Genomic DNA, 17,537 nt, shown 5'->3' on the forward strand with positions numbered 1-17,537 from the left:
CGTCAGGCTCAGGCTTCTAGCTGCACGCCGACTTCCACCAGCGACGCGAGTTTGCCGTCGGCCGACGAGACGCGCTTCAGCGCATCGGCCCAGCATTCGCGCACGGTCGCCACCACTTCGCGGATATCGGTGGCATCGGTGTGCAGTGAAATACAGACGCACGCGACGAAATCGCCGTTGTCGCGGGGCACTGCCGGCACGAACCTTCTATCTTGCCCAAGCCAGTTAAAATCAATGACACGGAGCGCATCTACGGAGAGGCCGTGACGCTGGCGAGTCCCCGCGATCGCTTGATTCAGCGGGTCGACGCCCGGGCTTATCTCCGTGAGCCCAAACCAGGTATCTGCGCCCACGCCGAGCATCACGCTCGCTGCTGTACACGTCGGCGCCAGCACCGATGCTTCGAAGCCATCGCCGAGCACTGTATCGATCCACAGCTGATAGAAATCGACGTGAAACACTGTCTCTGCGAGCTTCCAGATCTTCATGCCTGCGGGACGGCGGTTGGGCTCAACCACGGCGGCGGACCGACCGTCGTCGCTCAGCTTGACCTCATTGTGGAACGGCCCGTCGCGCTGGCCCACGAGCCAATTCGCCGCCTCTCCGGCGCGACGCAACGTTTCGTGCTCGTGCTGAGTGAGCCGCGCCGGCACGACCTGCGCGACTTCGACTGGATAACGTCCCGACGCGCTCGCTTTTTCAGTGACGAACGACAGCCTTCCCACGCCGTCGTATGAGAATTCTCGATGGTACGGGATTAGTTCTTCGCAAATGACGCCGCTCTCGAGGTAGGGCATCACCTCGTTGAGTGCGCACGACAGATCGTCGCCCGACCGAAGCATAACGACGCCACGATTGTTACCCTCGCAAGCTGGTTTGATGACGAAGCCCTCTGGATGAGCGGCGGCGAACTGCTCCAGATCCTCAAGCGTCGCGACTGCCTGGCAGCCCGGCGGCATGATGCGCTGCGCTGCCAACACGTCGCGAAAGCGCGCCTCTGTGCGTCGGTATTGCAGTTTGCTGAATGCGCCTAGGGCGAGATCGGCGGAGTCGGTGGCCAATCCGAGACGCTCAAGCAGTGCCGCGCCGCCGAATACCGCGTTGTCCGAGAACACGATTCCACCTCGTAGAGTGTGGCGCCACGGCGCAAGCGCGTCGAAAGCCGCGTCGACAAAATCGGCAGAACGTGGATCGAGCGCGATCACGTGGTCGCAGAGGCGCTTGTCGGGCTCGCCCGGATTCGCGCGAATCAGAAGCGTGTCGACCATGTAGCGGCGTCGCGCATAGTCGGACATGTGCGCGACTTCTGCGACACGAGACAGGTTGTAGTCGATAATTAGGAATGTTGATCGATGTGCAGTCATAAACGTCTCTCGATAGCTTAATCTACTTAGCCGGCGCACACGGCGTCGGACACGGCGTAGCGGACTTCGACGGCCTGTTCAGATATGTCCATCAGTGCTGGCAACGACGACTCAAGCTGATGACGGGGGACTCGCCACAACACCTGTCCGAGAAACACTTCTCGTGACGCCTGCGTGATCTCGGTTCCCGCAGTAATGAACAATTGGCTCAAGATCGGCGCCGGTTCGACGGCGCGCACGCCGACGTAATCGAGCTTGCCCACGCGCGCGAAGTAGGCGCGGAAAAACGTCGCGTGCTCGTATGGGGGAGTACCGTCCCCATTGAACGAGAGCATGGCGAGGCTGCCTTCGAACGCGTCAAGCGCACTTTCGCTTCCGGCGCTCGACGCGACCAACAGGTCAAGCCACAACTCAAGTACGCCCGCTTTGCCGTTCAACGCTTTGACGCTGGGTGAGATGAGACAGCCACCGACGCGCGGATTGATTTCAATCAGATCCCAGCGCGCGCCATCGTGCCGCGCCTCGACGTGAAAGCATCCCCACTCCAGACCGAGTTGCCGGAGAGCACTGTTAATCCATTCGATTCCCGCAGCGCAAGCAGCCGCGTCGACCGATATAGGCGGGCTGGCGCACGCGTCTTCGAGCACAGTGCCCGCCGTCTCGGTGACTGCACATTTCTCGTGAATGGCCAACACATAAGCGCGCCCACTGATGACGAGCAGTTCGAAGCTAAACTCGCGCCCGGGCACGTAGTCTTCGGCCATGAACGCTAGACCGGCGCCGAACGCCGATCGATAGATCTCGTCGCTCTGCGCTTCCTTGGCGATGCGTTGAATCGCACTCCACGTCGTGTCCGGACGGAGCGCGAAGGCGCCATATGAGGCGATCCCACACACGGGCTTGATAAAGTAAGCCCGTTCTCCGGACTTGAGCGACTCAAAATTGTCCCGTGTCAACGCCATGGCGCGTGCATGACTCAGGCCCGCTGCGGCGAGGTGGTTCCGTACTGCGAGCTTGTTTCTCAGAAACGTTACTTGTGCCACGCTGCAATCGGCGACGCCGAGTTTCGCGTTGGCGAACGCCATCAGGCCGCGATAGCCCTCCCAAACGGTAACGCAGGCCAGAACCCGTTCACCGCCCTCTCGCAATTCGGTCAATGCTGATTCGACGTCATCCGCCGTCAGCACATCTGAATTGCTACAGATGAGCGAGTGCGCCATGGCCGACAGTTCGCGGAGCCGCTTCGTCCGAACAAGCGCCAACGGCGACGACGACAACACGAAGCTGCGCAAGCCGCGCGCTTCGAGCGCGGCGATCAGATCCTCCATGAAAGAGAATCCACAGTGGCTGAGAAGCAACACGCCAGGTCTCGTCATCGCCGTGGGCCTCCTCAAGCGGCGTTCAGCCGTTCGTTCAAAATCTTGTCGTCATGAAGCTCCTTGAAATACATCGCAAGGACGGCCTGATGCTCAGCCAGATAACGCTTGAGGTTGTGCACATCGGCCTCAGATCGGACCAGATGGCGAATGGTCTGCCACACTTCGCCCGGATGATCGTCGTTGATGTCGGTATGCGAATGAGAAACCTGCCCAGCGATATTGACCTCGCCGACCGATTGTTTGAGCGCCTCGATCTTGTTTGGCTCGAGTTTCACGTTGACATACTCGACTAGGTACGAGTAGGCCACGACGCCAAGCGGCCCTTCGTGGTCCAGCAAATAAGAGAAGAAGCCCGACAGCAGTTTGGTGGACAGATACGGCTCAGTGGCGAGGAACTGCTCGCGCGGTACGCCTGCACGAGCCAGATCCTGTATAAACAGTTCGTCGTGAAGCATTTCCTCGCGCTCATAGTTCGCCCAGACCTGCGCCGCCTCCGGGCTGCGCTTCGCGATCTCGGCAAGGGCTTTCGATTCTGCAACGCGAAGGAGCCGGATTCGCCACGCCGTCTCTATGAGATGGCGCCTGTAATATTCTGAATCGACCGTTTTGCCTTCCAAGTGTGCGGCATACGGGACGGTCTCGTACCACTGCTCGATCTGACGATCAATGATCGTATCGATCTCGCCACGCAGCTTTTCTGACGCCGCCGCGCTCAGGAACGGCGTTCTATGCTCGAGTCCAACGTTTTTTACGCGATTCACTACCTTTGCCTCTCGGAAGGTTTGACGAGATGCCGATCGGACGTCGGGCTTGTCTCGTCTGGGTGGGAACAGGGCGATTCTTTATTGATCGACCTCGACGCTTTCTGCATAGGGACGCGCCGCCGTGCTGATGGTGACGTCACCGACTAGCCGGCACTGGCAAGCCAGCCGGAATTGCTCGCCTTTGTAGCCGAGGTAGTCGAGGAACTCCGCCTCGGAGGCGTGTTTCTCGCCAAGTGCGGCAGGACCATTCAATACCTCTACGACACAGGCGCCACACGCGCCCGAGCGACAGCCGAACGAAATGCCATCCTGACCGTGCAACTCGAACTCGAGTTCTGTCAGCGAGCTATTCGGGGGTAGCAGAACTTCGACATCCTGCGGCACCAACGTCAATTTAAACACTTGGAACTTCTCCCGATGGATCAGACGACCGCAATCGCCCGACGGGCTCAACACCGATCGCCTTGGCTCTGGAGCATGCCACGTTCGAGATCACACCAGAAGCGAGCAGTTATCCTATCTAACATTGACGCCGCCGACCAATCGAACGTTTTCAGTTTACCTATCGAATTCACTCATCCGTCGCGACGTTGCTCACCTGCCTTCGCGGCGTGCCTTATCCAGTCTACGAATCGCTCTGCCGTGGCATTGGTTAAACCTTCGGCTGTGACCAACCAATACCCGATGCTTCCTTCGTAGACCGAACCGGCAACCGCTTCCACGAGCGTGCCCGCCGCGAGCCGCTTTTCGATCAAGCGGTGCCGTCCCATCGCAATTCCATGCCCCGAAGCAGCGGCCTCGAGCACAATGTTGTAATCGTGCAGCATAATGCTTCGAATTCCTGACAGTTCGCATCCGAAACGGACGCCCCATGCCTCCCATTCGAAGTGACGTTGAGCGTACGACATGAGCAACGGTCCTTTCCGAAGTGCCGATGCATCCGGGAACGGCCCGTGCGCCGCCAGGAAAGCCGGACTGCAAACCGGGGACAATCGCTCGGCCATGAGCAGCGAAGCGGTGACGTTCTTCCAGTCGCCTTCGCCGTAGCGAATCGCAACATCGGCACCGCCCGCGCCAACGTTCGCCAGTTCGATCGACGGAAGTAGCTGAAGATGGATCTCCGGATACGCGGCGCTGAAGTCGGCGAGCCTCGGAGCCAGCCAGTGGGTCGCAAACGACGACAGCAGACTGACCCGCAGACGCGCACGCGACTTTTGGTTGCCGCGTAGCTCGCGCGTTCCCTCGGCGATCCATTCGAGCGCCTGACGCACCTTCGCGTAGTACATCGTGCCATCGGGCGTCAACTCGATACGACGAGTCCGGCGCACGAACAGCGATGCGCCCAGGTGTTCCTCAAGCTTGTGAATTTGGTGGCTGACCGCGCTTTGCGTAACGGCAAGCTCGCTGGCGGCGAGAACGAAGCTCAAATGACGGGCTACAGACTCGAAAACGCGCAGAGTGAGAAGCGGCGGAAGATCATGGGACAAGGGTTCGGTGGAAAGTTGCATATCAAGTAGAACGATAAGAGCGTGCGTCGAAGGGCCGAGTCGCGCCCACCGATATCATCGTGCATTGCGTCAGTCGTGAGAACCGCCACCGATCCATGGGCGCCCGGCGACGGGCCGCTCAACGAACGCCCGCGAAGTACAATGACAGATCGTTCCCGCCGGCATCGTCACCTGGCGGCAAGGAAGCACGTCGCGCACGCGCCGTTTGCCCTTGCGCGCCGAATGATCCTCAATCAACGCACACATCGCATTCATCACCATGGCCCAATACGTCTTCACCATGAACCGCGTCGGCAAGATCGTGCCGCCGAAGCGTCAGATTCTGAAAGACATCTCCCTCTCGTTTTTTCCCGGCGCGAAGATCGGTCTGCTCGGGCTGAACGGTTCGGGCAAGTCCACGCTCATCCGGATCATGGCGGGCGTCGATAAGGACATCGAAGGCGAAGCGCAGCCGATGCCGAATCTCAACATCGGCTATCTGCCGCAGGAGCCGCAGCTCGATCCGCAGCAGACCGTGCGGCAGGCCGTCGAGGAAGGTCTCGGCGATGTCTTCCAGGCGCAGAAGAAGCTCGACGAAATCTACGCCGCGTACGCGGAGCCCGACGCCGACTTCGACAAGCTCGCCGCCGAGCAGGCCAAGTACGAAGCCATTCTCGCGACGAGCGACGGCGGCAGCCCCGAGCAGCAGCTCGAAGTCGCCGCCGACGCGCTGCGCCTGCCCGCGTGGGACGCGAAAATCGAACATCTGTCGGGCGGCGAAAAGCGCCGCGTCGCGCTGTGCAAGCTGTTGCTGCAAAAGCCCGACATGCTGCTGCTCGACGAGCCGACCAACCACCTCGACGCCGAATCCGTCGAATGGCTCGAACAGTTCCTGACGCGCTATCCGGGAACCGTCGTCGCGGTGACGCACGATCGTTACTTCCTCGACAACGCCGCCGAATGGATTCTCGAACTCGACCGCGGCCACGGCATTCCGTGGAAGGGCAACTATTCGAGCTGGCTCGACCAGAAGGAAGACCGCCTGAAGCAGGAAGAAGCGAGCGAATCCGCGCGCCAGAAAGCCATCAAGAAAGAACTCGAATGGGTGCGCCAGAACCCGAAGGGACGTCAGGCCAAATCGAAGGCGCGTATCGCGCGGTTCGAGGAACTGAATAGCCAGGAATATCAGAAGCGCAACGAAACGCAGGAAATCTTCATTCCGGTCGGCGACCGGCTGGGCAACGAAGTCATCGAGTTCAAGAACGTCAGCAAGGCGTACGGCGACCGTCTGCTCATCGACAACCTGAGCATGAAGATTCCGGCGGGCGCGATCGTCGGCATCATCGGGCCGAACGGCGCGGGTAAATCGACGCTGTTCCGCATGCTGACAGGCCGCGAGCAGCCGGATTCGGGCGAGATCGTGATGGGGCCAACCGTCAAGCTGGCCTATGTCGATCAAAGCCGCGACGCGCTGGCCGCCGACAAGACCGTCTTCGAGGAAATCTCCGGCGGCGCGGACGTGCTGACGGTCGGCAAGTACGAAACGCCGTCGCGTGCGTATATCGGCCGGTTCAACTTCAAGGGCAGCGATCAGCAGAAGATGGTCGGCAATCTGTCGGGCGGCGAGCGCGGGCGGCTGCATCTGGCAAAGACGCTGATCGCGGGCGGCAACGTGCTGCTGCTCGACGAACCGTCGAACGATCTCGACGTCGAAACGCTGCGCGCGCTCGAAGACGCGCTGCTCGAATTCGCCGGCTCGGTGATGGTCATCTCGCACGACCGCTGGTTCCTCGACCGCATCGCGACGCACATCCTCGCGTTTGAAGGCGAGTCGCACGTCGAATTCTTCGACGGCAACTATCAGGAATACGAGGCCGACAAGCGCAAGCGTCTGGGCGAAGAGGCCGCGAAGCCGAAACGTCTGCGCTACAAGCCGATCACGCGCTGACCGGCAAAACGCGCCCAATGCGGGCGCGCGCACCGACATTGTTTCTGAAAATGGCGACTGTCTAGCGACCGTCGCCATGTTCTTTTTGGCGGCAAAACATTGCCCAAAAAGGAGACGCACCAGATGGCGGGACGGCGCGCGCAGCGGGGAGCGCGATGGGCAGTGGGAATCGTCGTGGCGCTCGTCGTCGTGGTGATCGGCGGCTGGTTGTTCGTCGCGCATCAGATGAAGGAGCGCATCCGCGAGACGCTCGGGCCGAACGGCTCGGTGGACGAAATCGATGTCGGCTTCGGCCAGATCACGCTCTCACGCGTGCGGCTGCGCGGCCCGCAGGACTGGCCCACGACCGACGCGTTGCGCGCCGAGCGCGTCGTGCTGGATGTCGACATGCGCGCGGTGCTGTCGAACCGCGTGCACCTGCGCGACGTGAGCGTCGACAACTATTACCTCTCGATTGCCCGTTCTGCCGACGGCCGCGTGCGCGTGCTGCCCGGCCTGAAGGACACGGCGCGCGAAGCCGACGCAAAGCCGGGCGACAAGGCCGCCGAACACGCGAAGGAAGAAAAGCTGATCGACCGCGTGACGTTCGAGCGCGGCGCGATGGAATTCTTCGACGCTTCCGTGCGGCAGCCGCCGTATCGCGTGCTCATCAGCGATGCGCGCGCGACCATCGATCATCTGCACTTACCGGCGCTGACCGACCGCACCGCGCTGTCGATGAACGGCTCGATCAAAGGACCGTCACATACGGGCGCCATATCGTGGGGCGGCTGGATGGTCATCGCGAACAAGGATTCACAGACGCGGGCGACGCTGCGCGGCGTCGATGTCTCCACGGTCGATCCGTATCTGCTGAAGAAAGCAGGCGCGAAGACGGCCGTGACGGGCGGCACCATCGACATGACTATCGACGCGAACGTCCGCAATTACCGCATTCATGCGCCGGGAACGCTCACGCTCAACCACTTGCAGATCAGCGACGGCGACGGTCCGCTCGACACCTTTCTCTCCATTCCGACGAAAGCCGCCATTGCCGCGCTCAAGGACCGCAAGGAGGAGATTAAGCTCGACTTCGTGCTCGACGGCGATCTGCGCGATCCGAAGTTTTCGCTCTCCGAGAGTCTTTCGAAGAAGCTCGCAGCCGGTTTCGCGAAGGCGCTCGGCGTGAGCGCGGAGGGCGTCGCGAAGGGCGCGGGCGAAACAGTGAAGGGAATTGGCAACGCGCTGAAGAATCTGCTGGGTCAGTAGCGCGTCGCCGTGCGCTTGGCGCGAAGTGGCTAGATGGGCACGTTCAGCGCGCGCAGCTTCGCTTCGGTGTCGAGCGCGCCGGTGTAATGCACGCCGTGCCAGCCGAGATCCGTCGCGGCCTGCGCATTCGCTGCGTTATCGTCGATGAAAACGAGTTCGTGCGGCTCGATGCCCGGCAGATGCTTCTCGATTTCCGCGCGCATCAACGCGAAGATTTGCGGATTCGGTTTGATTAGCCCGACGCGCCCCGAGACCACGATTTCCTTGAAGCGCCGCAGCACGTCGAAGCGTTCCCACGCGTAGGGAAAGGTCTCCGCCGACCAGTTCGTCAGTCCGAAAAGCGGCACGCCCGCGGCGTCGAGCCGATCGACGAGCGCAACGCCCTCTTCCAGAACGCCCGCCACCATTTCATGCCAGCGCGCATAGAACGCGCGAATCAGCGGCTCGTGCTCCGGGTACAACGCGACGAGTTCGGCGGTGCCGTCCTCGACGCTTTGTCCGCCGTCCTGCTGCACGACCCATTCCATCTTGCAGACGTTGTCCAGAAACCAGCGGCGCTCGGCTTCGTCGGGAATCAGCTGCTTGTAGAGATACTCGCGGTTCCAGTCGATCAACACGCCGCCGAAATCGAACACGACTGCCTTGATGGTCATGCGAACTCCTTCTGTGGTGTCAAACCGGCTGCGTCCGCTTGTCGAGCCACGCCTTCGCCGCGCCCTCGACATGCGGCGAGACGCGCCGCCGCACCGTCTCGTGATACGCGTTGAGCCACGCGCGCTCGTCTGCGCGCAAGAGCGACAAGTCGATGCAGCGCGTGTCGATCGGGCACAGCGTCAGCGTTTCAAATTCGAGGAAATCGCCAAATTCCGTCTTGCCCGCGCTCTGATTCAGCACGAGATTTTCGATGCGGATGCCCCACTTGCCCGGCCGATAGATGCCCGGCTCGATCGACGTGATCATGCCCTCTTCCATGGCCGTCCACGGCTCGGCGGGCGCGTAGTGCGAAATCACCTGCGGGCCTTCGTGCACGTTCAGAAAGTAGCCGACGCCGTGCCCGGTGCCGTGGCCATAGTCCGCGCCCGCTTCCCAGATCGGCGCGCGAGCGATCGAATCCAGCATCGGCGAGCGGATGCCGCGCGGAAAACGCGCGCGCGAAAGCGCGATCGTGCCTTTGAGCACCGTCGTGAAATCGCGCTTGTGCTCCGCCGTGATGTCGCCCACGGGCACGACGCGCGTGATGTCGGTCGTGCCGCTCATATATTGACCGCCGGAATCGATCAGCAGCAGTCCATTGCCTTCGATCACCGAATGCGACGCCTCGGTCGCGCGGTAGTGCGGCATCGCGCCGTTCGCGTTGAAGCCCGCAATCGTGCCGAAGCTCAGCGTGACGAAGCCCGGTCGACGCGCGCGCGCCGCCGTGAGCTTTTCGTCGATGGTGAGCTCCGTGATGCGCTCGCGGCCCAGCGCATCTTCGAACCACGCGAAGAATTCGGCGAGCGCGGCGCCGTCCTGCTCCATCGTCGCGCGAATATGCTCGGCTTCCGCCGCCGTCTTGCGCGACTTCGCGAACGTGGACGGATTCACCGCCTCGACGATGTTCACCGCCGACGGCACCTTCTCCAGCAAGCCGTGCGTGATGCGGCGCGGATCGATCAGCAGCGTCGAGCCGGCGGGCAGCGACGCGAGCGCGGGCATCGCGTTCGCGTACGGGGCGACGCGCACGTTGTCGCGGGCGAGCGCCGCCTTCAGCGCGTCCGGCACTTTGCCATCGGCGACGAAGAGCGTCGCGTCGTCCAGACCGACGAGCGCATGCGCGACGAACACCGGGTTGTAGCTCACATCGGCGCCGCGCAGGTTGAAGAGCCACGCGAGATCGTCGAGCGTCGAGACGAAATGCCACTGCGCGCCCTTCCCGCGCATGGCCTCGCGAATGTGCGCGAGTTTCTCGGCGCGGCTGACGCTCGCGTGCGGCGCGGCGTGTTCGTAGACAGGCGCATCAGGCAGGCCGGGACGCGCGGGCCAGACGGCATCGAGCACGTCCACGTCGGTACGCAGCGTGATGCCGCGCGCCGTCAGCGCATCGGCCAGCGCGCGCGCCGCCGCCACGCCGAGCACCGCGCCATCCACCGCGACCACGCCGCCGGACGGCACGTTCTCCGCGAGCCATTCGACGTGCGGCGCGGTCTGCTGGCCGCCCATCATCTTCATCAGCGCGATGCCGGTGCCGGCCAGTTGCGCTTCCGCTTGCGTCCAATAGCGGCTATCGACCCAGACGCCCGCGAAGTCTTTCGTCACGACGAGCGTGCCGACGGAGCCGGTGAAGCCCGACAGCCATTGGCGCCCCTGCCAGCGCGCCGGCAGATATTCGGAAAGATGCGGATCGGCAGACGGGACGAGCACGGCGTCGATGCGGTCCGCGGCCAGCCGGCTGCGCAGCGATTCCACGCGCGCGGCGAATGTCGAGGGATCGGGAACAGCGGAATCTGCAATGCGGTCGTTCATGAATCACCTGCCCAAAGTGGCGGATAAGGGATGCAGAAAGTTCAGCGACGGGCCGCGAGCCCGACAGTCGCCGTCACGGCGACGAGCGCGAAGAGCGTGCAGGCGAACCATTCGAGCGTCTCGCCATCGTGATAAACATCGATGACATTGCCGAACATGCGCGCGACCACGGTGGCGATCACGCCCGCGACGATCGCGGCCCACACGCGCCCGGCTGCACCGTGACCGACGCGGCCCGCTCGCCGTAGCGGATGCAGCCACCAGCCTGCCGCGCCGATGACCGCGCCAAGAAATATCAAGCCGATCCAGTTCACCGAGACGCCGCTCCATTGGCTCAGAACAAGAAAAACGGCGCGCGGCGCCGGACGTAAGCGAACGAGTTTAGGGGGCCGGGTTGGGGAAGGCAAGCGCCCGGAAACGAGGCATTTCATGCGAATTACCGGTTTTGTTTCTGCGAATATGCCTAAAAACGAAACAACGCGCGAGTGGTAAAATCCGAATTACCGTCTAACGCCCGCCTGTGCATCCATTTCCATTGGGTTGAAAGCCGGGCATTTATTTCGGCCAATTCTCGCTGCGTCAAAAGCAAAGCCGGTTGGCCGTCAACCGTATGCAAGCATCATGAGCGAAAACAAGCTGATTTCTCTCGGTGGTCTCGAATTAATCATCACCTACCGCGGTGCGACGCAAGAGCGGCGCGAGAATCTGCGCGGCGTACTGCGCCATCTGCACCGGACTTACTGCGACTACGTGCTGTATCTGATCGAAGCCGACTCCACGCCCACCTTCCACTGGTCCGGTCTCGGCGACGAGAAAATCCGCCATATCTTCATCCACGACGACGGGCCTTTTCCGAAAGCGAAACTGTGCAATCTCGGTGCGCGTTTATGCACGGGAGACATTGTTTGTTTCCACGATGCGGATATGATCGCGAATCCGGAATACATGGTGCTCAGTTTGAATTCACTGCGAAGCGGAACAGCGAGCGATGCGTTATGCCCGTTTCTCCGCGTGATTAATATCACAGGCGATTATCGAAGCGAATTTATCGCGAGCGGTAATTACGATGCCCTCGAGAAGCATCTCGAATCTGATTTACCGGACGGAATGGAAGTGCTGTACGAAAATACGCCCGGCGCAATCGTGCTGATGAAGCGTTCCGAATACATGCGCGTGGGCGGCTACGATCCGCGCTTCACCGGCTGGGGCGGCGAGGACGACGACCTGCTCACGCGCGCGTCGCGCCTTGGCGTTCGCTGGCATTCGCTTCAGGAAGCGCGAGCGGCGCTCTTTCATTTGCATCACGACGCCACCTCGCGGCACGACGCGATCGCCGCCGCGCAGCGCAATCGCGAAGCCGCCGCCGAAACCCACGCAATGCCGCTTGCCGATCTCGAAACGCGCGCCGCCGAACTCGCCAGATATTTCGATTAAGCGTCCAGTGCGGTCGATTGTCGCGCCGATTGGCGCGGGATTTTCGGCGAGCCCCGCGCCGCCGCGCGCAGTCTGTCCCCGAATGCCGCCTATAAATGAACGAATCCGTAAAACGCTATAATATTGGGCTATCTGAAAGGCCAGCGGCTTAGCGCCAACGCATAACTACATGCAGCTCCTCACGATCGGAATCAACCACCACACTGCGCCTGTCGCCTTGCGCGAACGCGTGGCGTTTCCGCTCGAACAGCTCAAGCCGGCGCTTTCCGCGCTGAAGGACGTATGGCTCGGTCCGCTGGCGAAGGCCGCGCCCGAAGCGGCCATTCTGTCCACCTGCAACCGCACCGAACTGTATTGCGCGACGGACGACACCGCCGCCCGCGACGCCACCATTCAGTGGCTTTCGAAGTACCACAATCTCCCTGTTTCGGAACTCGCGCCGCACGTCTATGCGCTGCCGCAGTCCGAAGCCGTGCGCCACGCGTTTCGCGTCGCGTCCGGGCTGGATTCGATGGTGCTCGGCGAAACGCAGATTGTCGGTCAGATGAAGGACGCCGTTCGCACCGCGTCGGAAGCGGGCGCGCTCGGCACGTATCTGAACCAGCTTTTCCAGCGCACGTTCGCGGTCGCGAAGGAAGTCCGCTCGACGACCGAAATCGGCGCGCAGTCCGTGTCGATGGCCGCCGCCGCCGTGCGTCTCGCGGAGCGCATCTTCGAGGACATTTCGAGCCAGCGCGTGCTGTTCATCGGCGCGGGCGAGATGATCGAATTGTGCGCCACGCATTTCGCCGCGCAGAATCCGCGCGAACTCGTCGTCGCGAACCGCACGGCCGAACGCGGCGAAAGGCTCGCGGAACGTTTCAATGGCCGTGCCATTCCGCTCTCCGAACTGCCCGCGCGCATGCACGAGTTCGACATCATCGTGTCGTGCACGGCATCGACGCTGCCGATCATCGGTCTCGGCGCCGTGGAGCGCGCGGTGCGCGCGCGGCGGCATCGGCCGATCTTCATGGTCGATCTCGCCGTGCCGCGCGATATCGAGCCGGAAGTCGGCAACTTGCAGGACGTGTTTCTCTATACCGTCGATGACCTCGGCGCCATCGTTCGCGAAGGCAATGCGTCGCGGCAAGCGGCGGTCGCGCAGGCCGAAGCGATCATCGAGACGCGCGTCGCGAACTTCATGCAGTGGCTCGATGCGCGCAGCATCGTGCCGGTCATCCGTCACATGCACACGCAGGCCGACACACTGCGCCGCGCCGAAGTCGAACGCGCCCGCAAGATGCTCGCGCGCGGCGACGATCCCGCCGCCGTGCTCGAAGCCCTCTCGCAATCGCTCACGAACAAGCTCATTCACGGCCCCACGCACGCGCTCAACCGCGCAAGCCGCGAAGAACGCGACCAGCTCATCGGCCTGATGAGCGGCTTCTACCGCCACGGCGGCCCCGGCAACGATTCGTCGGACCGTTAGCAACCGTCTCTTTGCTATTCTCAAAAGCTCCGCGTCTTCGGCGCGGCGGCTTCCCCGATTGCAGTTATTCCTGACGCCCGAACGCGTCATCTCCGCCCGATGAAATCCAGCATGCAAAGCAAGCTCGACCAGCTTGCAAAACGGCAGGTCGATCTCAACGAACTGTTGAGCCGCGAAGACGTGACGTCCGATATGGACCAGTACCGCAAGCTCACGCGCGAACATGCGGAAATCAGCCCGATCGTCGAGCAATACGCGCTCTGGCGTCAGGCGCTCAACGACGAAGCCACCGCGCAGGAACTGCTCTCCGACGCTTCGATGCGCGATTTCGCTGAAGAGGAAATCGGCGAGGCGCGCGAGCGCATGGTCAAGATCGAAAGCGATCTGCAGACGATGCTGCTGCCGAAGGATCCGAACGACGAGCGCAACATCTTTATCGAAATTCGCGCGGGCACGGGCGGCGATGAATCGGCGCTCTTCGCGGGCGACCTGCTGCGCATGTATCTGCGCTACGCGGAACGCAACCGCTGGACTGCCGAGACGATGTCCGAAAGCGTCTCCGACCTCGGCGGCTACAAGGAAGTGATCGTGCGGATCGCGGGGCAAGGCGCGTATTCGCGGCTCAAGTTCGAGTCGGGCGGACATCGCGTGCAGCGCGTGCCGGCGACCGAAACGCAGGGGCGAATCCATACGTCCGCCTGCACGGTCGCGGTCATGCCGGAAGCCGATGAAATCAGCGAAGTCGTGATCAATCCCGCGGATTTGCGCATCGACACGTTTCGCGCGTCGGGCGCGGGCGGGCAGCACATCAACAAGACGGATTCCGCCGTGCGCGTCACGCATTTGCCGACGGGCATCGTCGTCGAATGCCAGGACGACCGCTCGCAGCACAAGAACAAGGATCGCGCGCTGAAGGTGCTCGCCGCGCGCATCAAGGACAAGCAGTATCACGAGCAGCACGCGAAGGAAGCCGCGACGCGCAAGAGCCTGATCGGTTCGGGCGATCGTTCGGAGCGCATCCGCACGTACAACTTCCCGCAAGGGCGCATGACGGATCACCGTATCAACCTGACGCTGTACAAGCTCGAATACATCATGGACGGCGATCTGGACGAGCTGATCGGCGCGCTGGTGTCCGAGCATCAGGCCGAACTGCTCGCGGCGCTCGGGGACGCGGAGTGACGACGGCGGCGGATTTACTGCGTGCCTCGCCGCTGCCGATGCTGGAGACGCGCGTGCTGCTCACCCACGTGCTCGGCTGGCGGCGCACGGAGCTGATTACGCGCGATGCCGAAACGCTCGATCCCGCCGCCGTCGCGCAGTTCGAGGCGCTCGCGGCGCGGCGCGGCGCGGGCGAGCCGATCGCGCAATTGACCGGCAAGCGCGAGTTTTTCGGCCTCGATTTCGATGTAACGCCCGACGTGCTGATTCCGCGTCCGGAAACCGAATTGCTCGTCGAAACGGCACTCGAGGCCATCGCCGGGACGCCGAATGCCCGCGTGCTGGATCTCGGCACCGGAACGGGCGCGATCGCCATCGCGATCGCCCATGCGCGGCCCGATGCGCGTGTCTTCGCCGTGGATCGCTCGTCCGCCGCGCTCGATGTCGCGCGGCGCAACGCACAGCGGCTGCTCGATTCGGCGCGCGCGGGCGGCGCGCTCGCGTTCATCGAAAGCGACTGGACCGCGAACGTCGATGCATCGCTGCGCTTCGATGCGATCGTCAGCAATCCGCCGTATATCGCGTGCGACGATCCTCATCTCGCGCAAGGCGACCTGCGCTTCGAGCCGCGCGGCGCGCTCACCGACGAGGCCGACGGGCTTTCGGCGATTCGCGTCATCGTCGAGACGGCGCCGCGACTGCTCGCGCACACCGGCGCGCTTTGGATCGAGCACGGCTACGATCAGGCCGACGCCGTGCGCCGGTTGCTGGCGGCGCGCGGCCTTACCGCCGTGCGTTCGATGCGCGATCTCGCGGGCATCGAACGGATCAGCGGCGGCTTCGCTGCGGCCTCGCAAGCGGCCTGACTGACAGCCCGTGCGGGCGAAATCCGCTATCATTTCTACACTCCGCTTCTTCCGAAACATCCGACATTCACGCGCAGGAACGCCATGGAAACGCAAGAACGCATCAAGCAGATCGTCGATCAGAACCCGGTCGTCCTTTTCATGAAAGGCACCGCGCAATTCCCGATGTGCGGCTTCTCAGGCCGCGCCATTCAGGTGCTGAAGGCGTGCGGCGCCGACCAGATCATGACGGTGAACGTCCTCGAAGACGACGAGATCCGCCAGGGCATCAAGGAATTCTCCAACTGGCCGACCATTCCCCAGCTTTACGTGAAGGGGGAATTCATCGGTGGTTCGGACATCATGATGGAGATGTATCAGTCCGGCGAATTGCAGCAGCTTTTCGCCGCCGCCTGACGCCGCATCGCAAGTGAGTGCGCCTGCGGCCGTTCAGCGACGGCTGATCGTCGCGATCACCGGGGCAACGGGCGCCATCTACGGCGTGCGTCTGCTCGAGACGCTGCGCCGGCTGGGCGGCGTCGAGACGCATCTGCTGGTGTCGAGCGCGGGCTGGCTCAACATCCAGCACGAACTCGATCTCGACAAAGCCGCCGTCAACGCGCTCGCGGACGTCGTGCATAACGTGCGCGATGTCGGCGCGAGCATCGCCTCCGGTTCCTTCGCGACGGACGGCATGATCGTCGCGCCGTGTTCGATGCGTACGCTCGCGAGCATTGCACACGGCCTCTCCGACAACCTCGTCACCCGCGCCGCCGATGTCGTGCTCAAGGAGCGCCGCCGGCTCGTGCTGCTCGTGCGCGAAACGCCGTTCAATCTCGCGCATCTGCGCAACATGACGGCCGTCACCGAGATGGGCGGCGTCGTCTTTCCGCCGCTGCCGGCGTTCTATCACAAGCCCGCGACCATCGACGAGATGGTCGATCACACCGTCGCGCGCGTCATCGACATGTTCGACGTGACGCGCCCGATCGCCGCCGCGTGGCCGGGCATGGGCGGCGCGAGCGACTGATTGCCAACGGCGCGGACATAATCCGTTGCCTCGGCCGCCGTTTATCTTCGGTTGGGCGCGTTATACATTCCTGGCATCCCGTTTGAGCCCGTTGGAGCCTGCTGCCATGAACCGACTGCCGACCGTCTTCATTTCCCACGGCGCGCCGACGCTGCCCATCGACCCGGCGATGCCGTCCGCCGAATTCGCCGCGCTCGCCGCGACGCTGCCGCGTCCTCGCGCGATCCTCGTGCTGTCCGCGCACTGGGGCACCGCGCAGCCCGTGGCGAGCATCGCCGCGCGGCCCGATACCATTCACGATTTCTACGGCTTTCCGCCCGCGCTCTACGAAGTGCGCTATCCCGCGCCCGGCGCGCCGGACGTCGCCGAGCGCGCCGCCGCCTTGCTCGGCGCTCACGGCATGGCGAGCGCAACGGCGGTCCACGGACTCGACCACGGCGCATGGGTGCCGCTGCTGCTGATGTTTCCGGACGCCGACGTGCCGGTCGCGCAACTCTCGATTCAGCCGCGCCTCGACGCCGCGCACCATTTTCGCGTCGGCCGGGCGCTGCGCGATCTGCGCGATGACGGCGTGATGATCGTCGGTTCGGGGCAAATCACGCACAATCTGCGCATGGCCGATTTCGCCGCGCGGCCCGAGGACGCCGATGCGCGCGTGGCCGACTTCACCGACTGGTTCGAGTCGCGGCTGGCGGCGCGTGACATCGACGCCCTCCTCGACTACCGCGCCCGCGCGCCGCACGCCGCGCTGATGCATCCGACCGACGAGCATCTATTGCCCGTGTTCAGCGCGCTCGGCGCGGCGGCGGACGACTACGACCTGCGCATCCAGGCGCTCGGCACGTTCCAGCGCGCGCTGGCGATGACCAACTACGTCTTCGAGGACGCCTGAGCCGCTTCAGAACGA

At 63.1% G+C, this 17,537-nt stretch carries 17 protein-coding genes; 9 read left to right on the forward strand and 8 right to left on the reverse strand.

Going from position 1 to position 17,537, the window contains the following annotated elements; all coding sequences use genetic code 11:
* Window positions 1-8: 8 nt before the first annotated feature.
* The 5 genes from GV035_RS22130 to GV035_RS22150 all read right to left on the reverse strand — a co-directional run bounded on the left by GV035_RS22130 (window position 9) and on the right by GV035_RS22150 (window position 5,015).
* Window positions 9-1,364, reverse strand: a complete 1,356-nt coding sequence (locus tag GV035_RS22130; protein ID WP_201304013.1) for an ATP-grasp domain-containing protein — start codon at window positions 1,362-1,364, stop codon at window positions 9-11.
* 26 nt (window positions 1,365-1,390) lie between these two features.
* Window positions 1,391-2,692 (reverse strand): ATP-grasp domain-containing protein, encoded by a 1,302-nt coding sequence (locus GV035_RS22135; RefSeq protein ID WP_236572687.1) that lies wholly within the window; start codon window positions 2,690-2,692, stop codon window positions 1,391-1,393.
* Window positions 2,693-2,754: 62 nt separating this feature from the next.
* Window positions 2,755-3,504: a hypothetical protein gene (locus GV035_RS22140; protein WP_159837078.1), complete on the reverse strand. Its 750-nt coding sequence runs from the start codon at window positions 3,502-3,504 to the stop codon at window positions 2,755-2,757.
* Window positions 3,505-3,585: 81 nt separating this feature from the next.
* Entirely contained in the window at window positions 3,586-3,960 is a 375-nt protein-coding gene (locus GV035_RS22145; RefSeq protein WP_236572689.1) for a 2Fe-2S iron-sulfur cluster-binding protein, read from the reverse strand.
* Between the two features lie 122 nt (window positions 3,961-4,082).
* Window positions 4,083-5,015, reverse strand: coding sequence for a LysR substrate-binding domain-containing protein (locus tag GV035_RS22150; RefSeq protein WP_159837079.1), 933 nt, complete (start codon window positions 5,013-5,015; stop codon window positions 4,083-4,085).
* A gap of 259 nt (window positions 5,016-5,274) precedes the next feature.
* On the opposite strand from GV035_RS22150, the gene ettA reads away from it, so the two are divergent.
* On the forward strand, window positions 5,275-6,942 hold the full coding sequence (gene ettA, locus GV035_RS22155; RefSeq protein ID WP_159837080.1) for an energy-dependent translational throttle protein EttA: 1,668 nt from the start codon (window positions 5,275-5,277) through the stop codon (window positions 6,940-6,942).
* Between the two features lie 123 nt (window positions 6,943-7,065).
* Window positions 7,066-8,190: a DUF748 domain-containing protein gene (locus GV035_RS22160; protein ID WP_159837081.1), complete on the forward strand. Its 1,125-nt coding sequence runs from the start codon at window positions 7,066-7,068 to the stop codon at window positions 8,188-8,190.
* 29 nt (window positions 8,191-8,219) lie between these two features.
* On the opposite strand, the gene GV035_RS22165 is transcribed toward GV035_RS22160, so the two are convergent.
* The 3 genes from GV035_RS22165 to GV035_RS22175 are packed head-to-tail and all read right to left on the reverse strand — an operon-like array spanning window position 8,220 to window position 11,006.
* A complete protein-coding gene (locus GV035_RS22165) occupies window positions 8,220-8,843 on the reverse strand; it encodes an HAD family hydrolase (RefSeq protein WP_159837082.1) in 624 nt (207 codons plus the stop codon).
* Window positions 8,844-8,862: 19 nt separating this feature from the next.
* Window positions 8,863-10,692 (reverse strand): aminopeptidase P family protein, encoded by a 1,830-nt coding sequence (locus GV035_RS22170; protein ID WP_159837083.1) that lies wholly within the window; start codon window positions 10,690-10,692, stop codon window positions 8,863-8,865.
* A 41-nt stretch (window positions 10,693-10,733) separates the two neighbouring features.
* Window positions 10,734-11,006 (reverse strand): hypothetical protein, encoded by a 273-nt coding sequence (locus GV035_RS22175; protein WP_159837084.1) that lies wholly within the window; start codon window positions 11,004-11,006, stop codon window positions 10,734-10,736.
* Between the two features lie 307 nt (window positions 11,007-11,313).
* On the opposite strand from GV035_RS22175, the gene GV035_RS22180 reads away from it, so the two are divergent.
* The 7 genes from GV035_RS22180 (at window position 11,314) to GV035_RS22210 (ending at window position 17,522) form a co-directional block, all read left to right on the forward strand.
* Window positions 11,314-12,126, forward strand: a complete 813-nt coding sequence (locus tag GV035_RS22180) for a glycosyltransferase family 2 protein (protein ID WP_159837085.1) — start codon at window positions 11,314-11,316, stop codon at window positions 12,124-12,126.
* Window positions 12,127-12,295: 169 nt separating this feature from the next.
* On the forward strand, window positions 12,296-13,594 hold the full coding sequence (hemA, locus tag GV035_RS22185; RefSeq protein ID WP_159837086.1) for a glutamyl-tRNA reductase: 1,299 nt from the start codon (window positions 12,296-12,298) through the stop codon (window positions 13,592-13,594).
* Between the two features lie 99 nt (window positions 13,595-13,693).
* Window positions 13,694-14,776 (forward strand): peptide chain release factor 1, encoded by a 1,083-nt coding sequence (gene prfA, locus GV035_RS22190; RefSeq protein ID WP_159837087.1) that lies wholly within the window; start codon window positions 13,694-13,696, stop codon window positions 14,774-14,776.
* Entirely contained in the window at window positions 14,773-15,621 is an 849-nt protein-coding gene (prmC, locus tag GV035_RS22195) for a peptide chain release factor N(5)-glutamine methyltransferase (protein ID WP_159837088.1), read from the forward strand. The genes prfA and prmC overlap by 4 nt, the downstream gene beginning before the upstream one ends.
* Window positions 15,622-15,705: 84 nt before the next feature.
* The gene (gene grxD / locus GV035_RS22200) at window positions 15,706-16,017 is read left to right on the forward strand and encodes a Grx4 family monothiol glutaredoxin (RefSeq protein ID WP_159837089.1); all 312 of its coding nucleotides are present in this window, start codon (window positions 15,706-15,708) and stop codon (window positions 16,015-16,017) included.
* Window positions 16,018-16,030: 13 nt separating this feature from the next.
* Window positions 16,031-16,630, forward strand: coding sequence for a UbiX family flavin prenyltransferase (locus GV035_RS22205; protein WP_159837090.1), 600 nt, complete (start codon window positions 16,031-16,033; stop codon window positions 16,628-16,630).
* Window positions 16,631-16,736: 106 nt separating this feature from the next.
* Window positions 16,737-17,522: a DODA-type extradiol aromatic ring-opening family dioxygenase gene (locus GV035_RS22210; protein ID WP_159837091.1), complete on the forward strand. Its 786-nt coding sequence runs from the start codon at window positions 16,737-16,739 to the stop codon at window positions 17,520-17,522.
* Window positions 17,523-17,537: the final 15 nt, after the last annotated feature.

Source organism: Burkholderia sp. 8Y, assembly GCF_902506145.1.
Classification (GTDB): Bacteria; Pseudomonadota; Gammaproteobacteria; order Burkholderiales; family Burkholderiaceae; genus Caballeronia.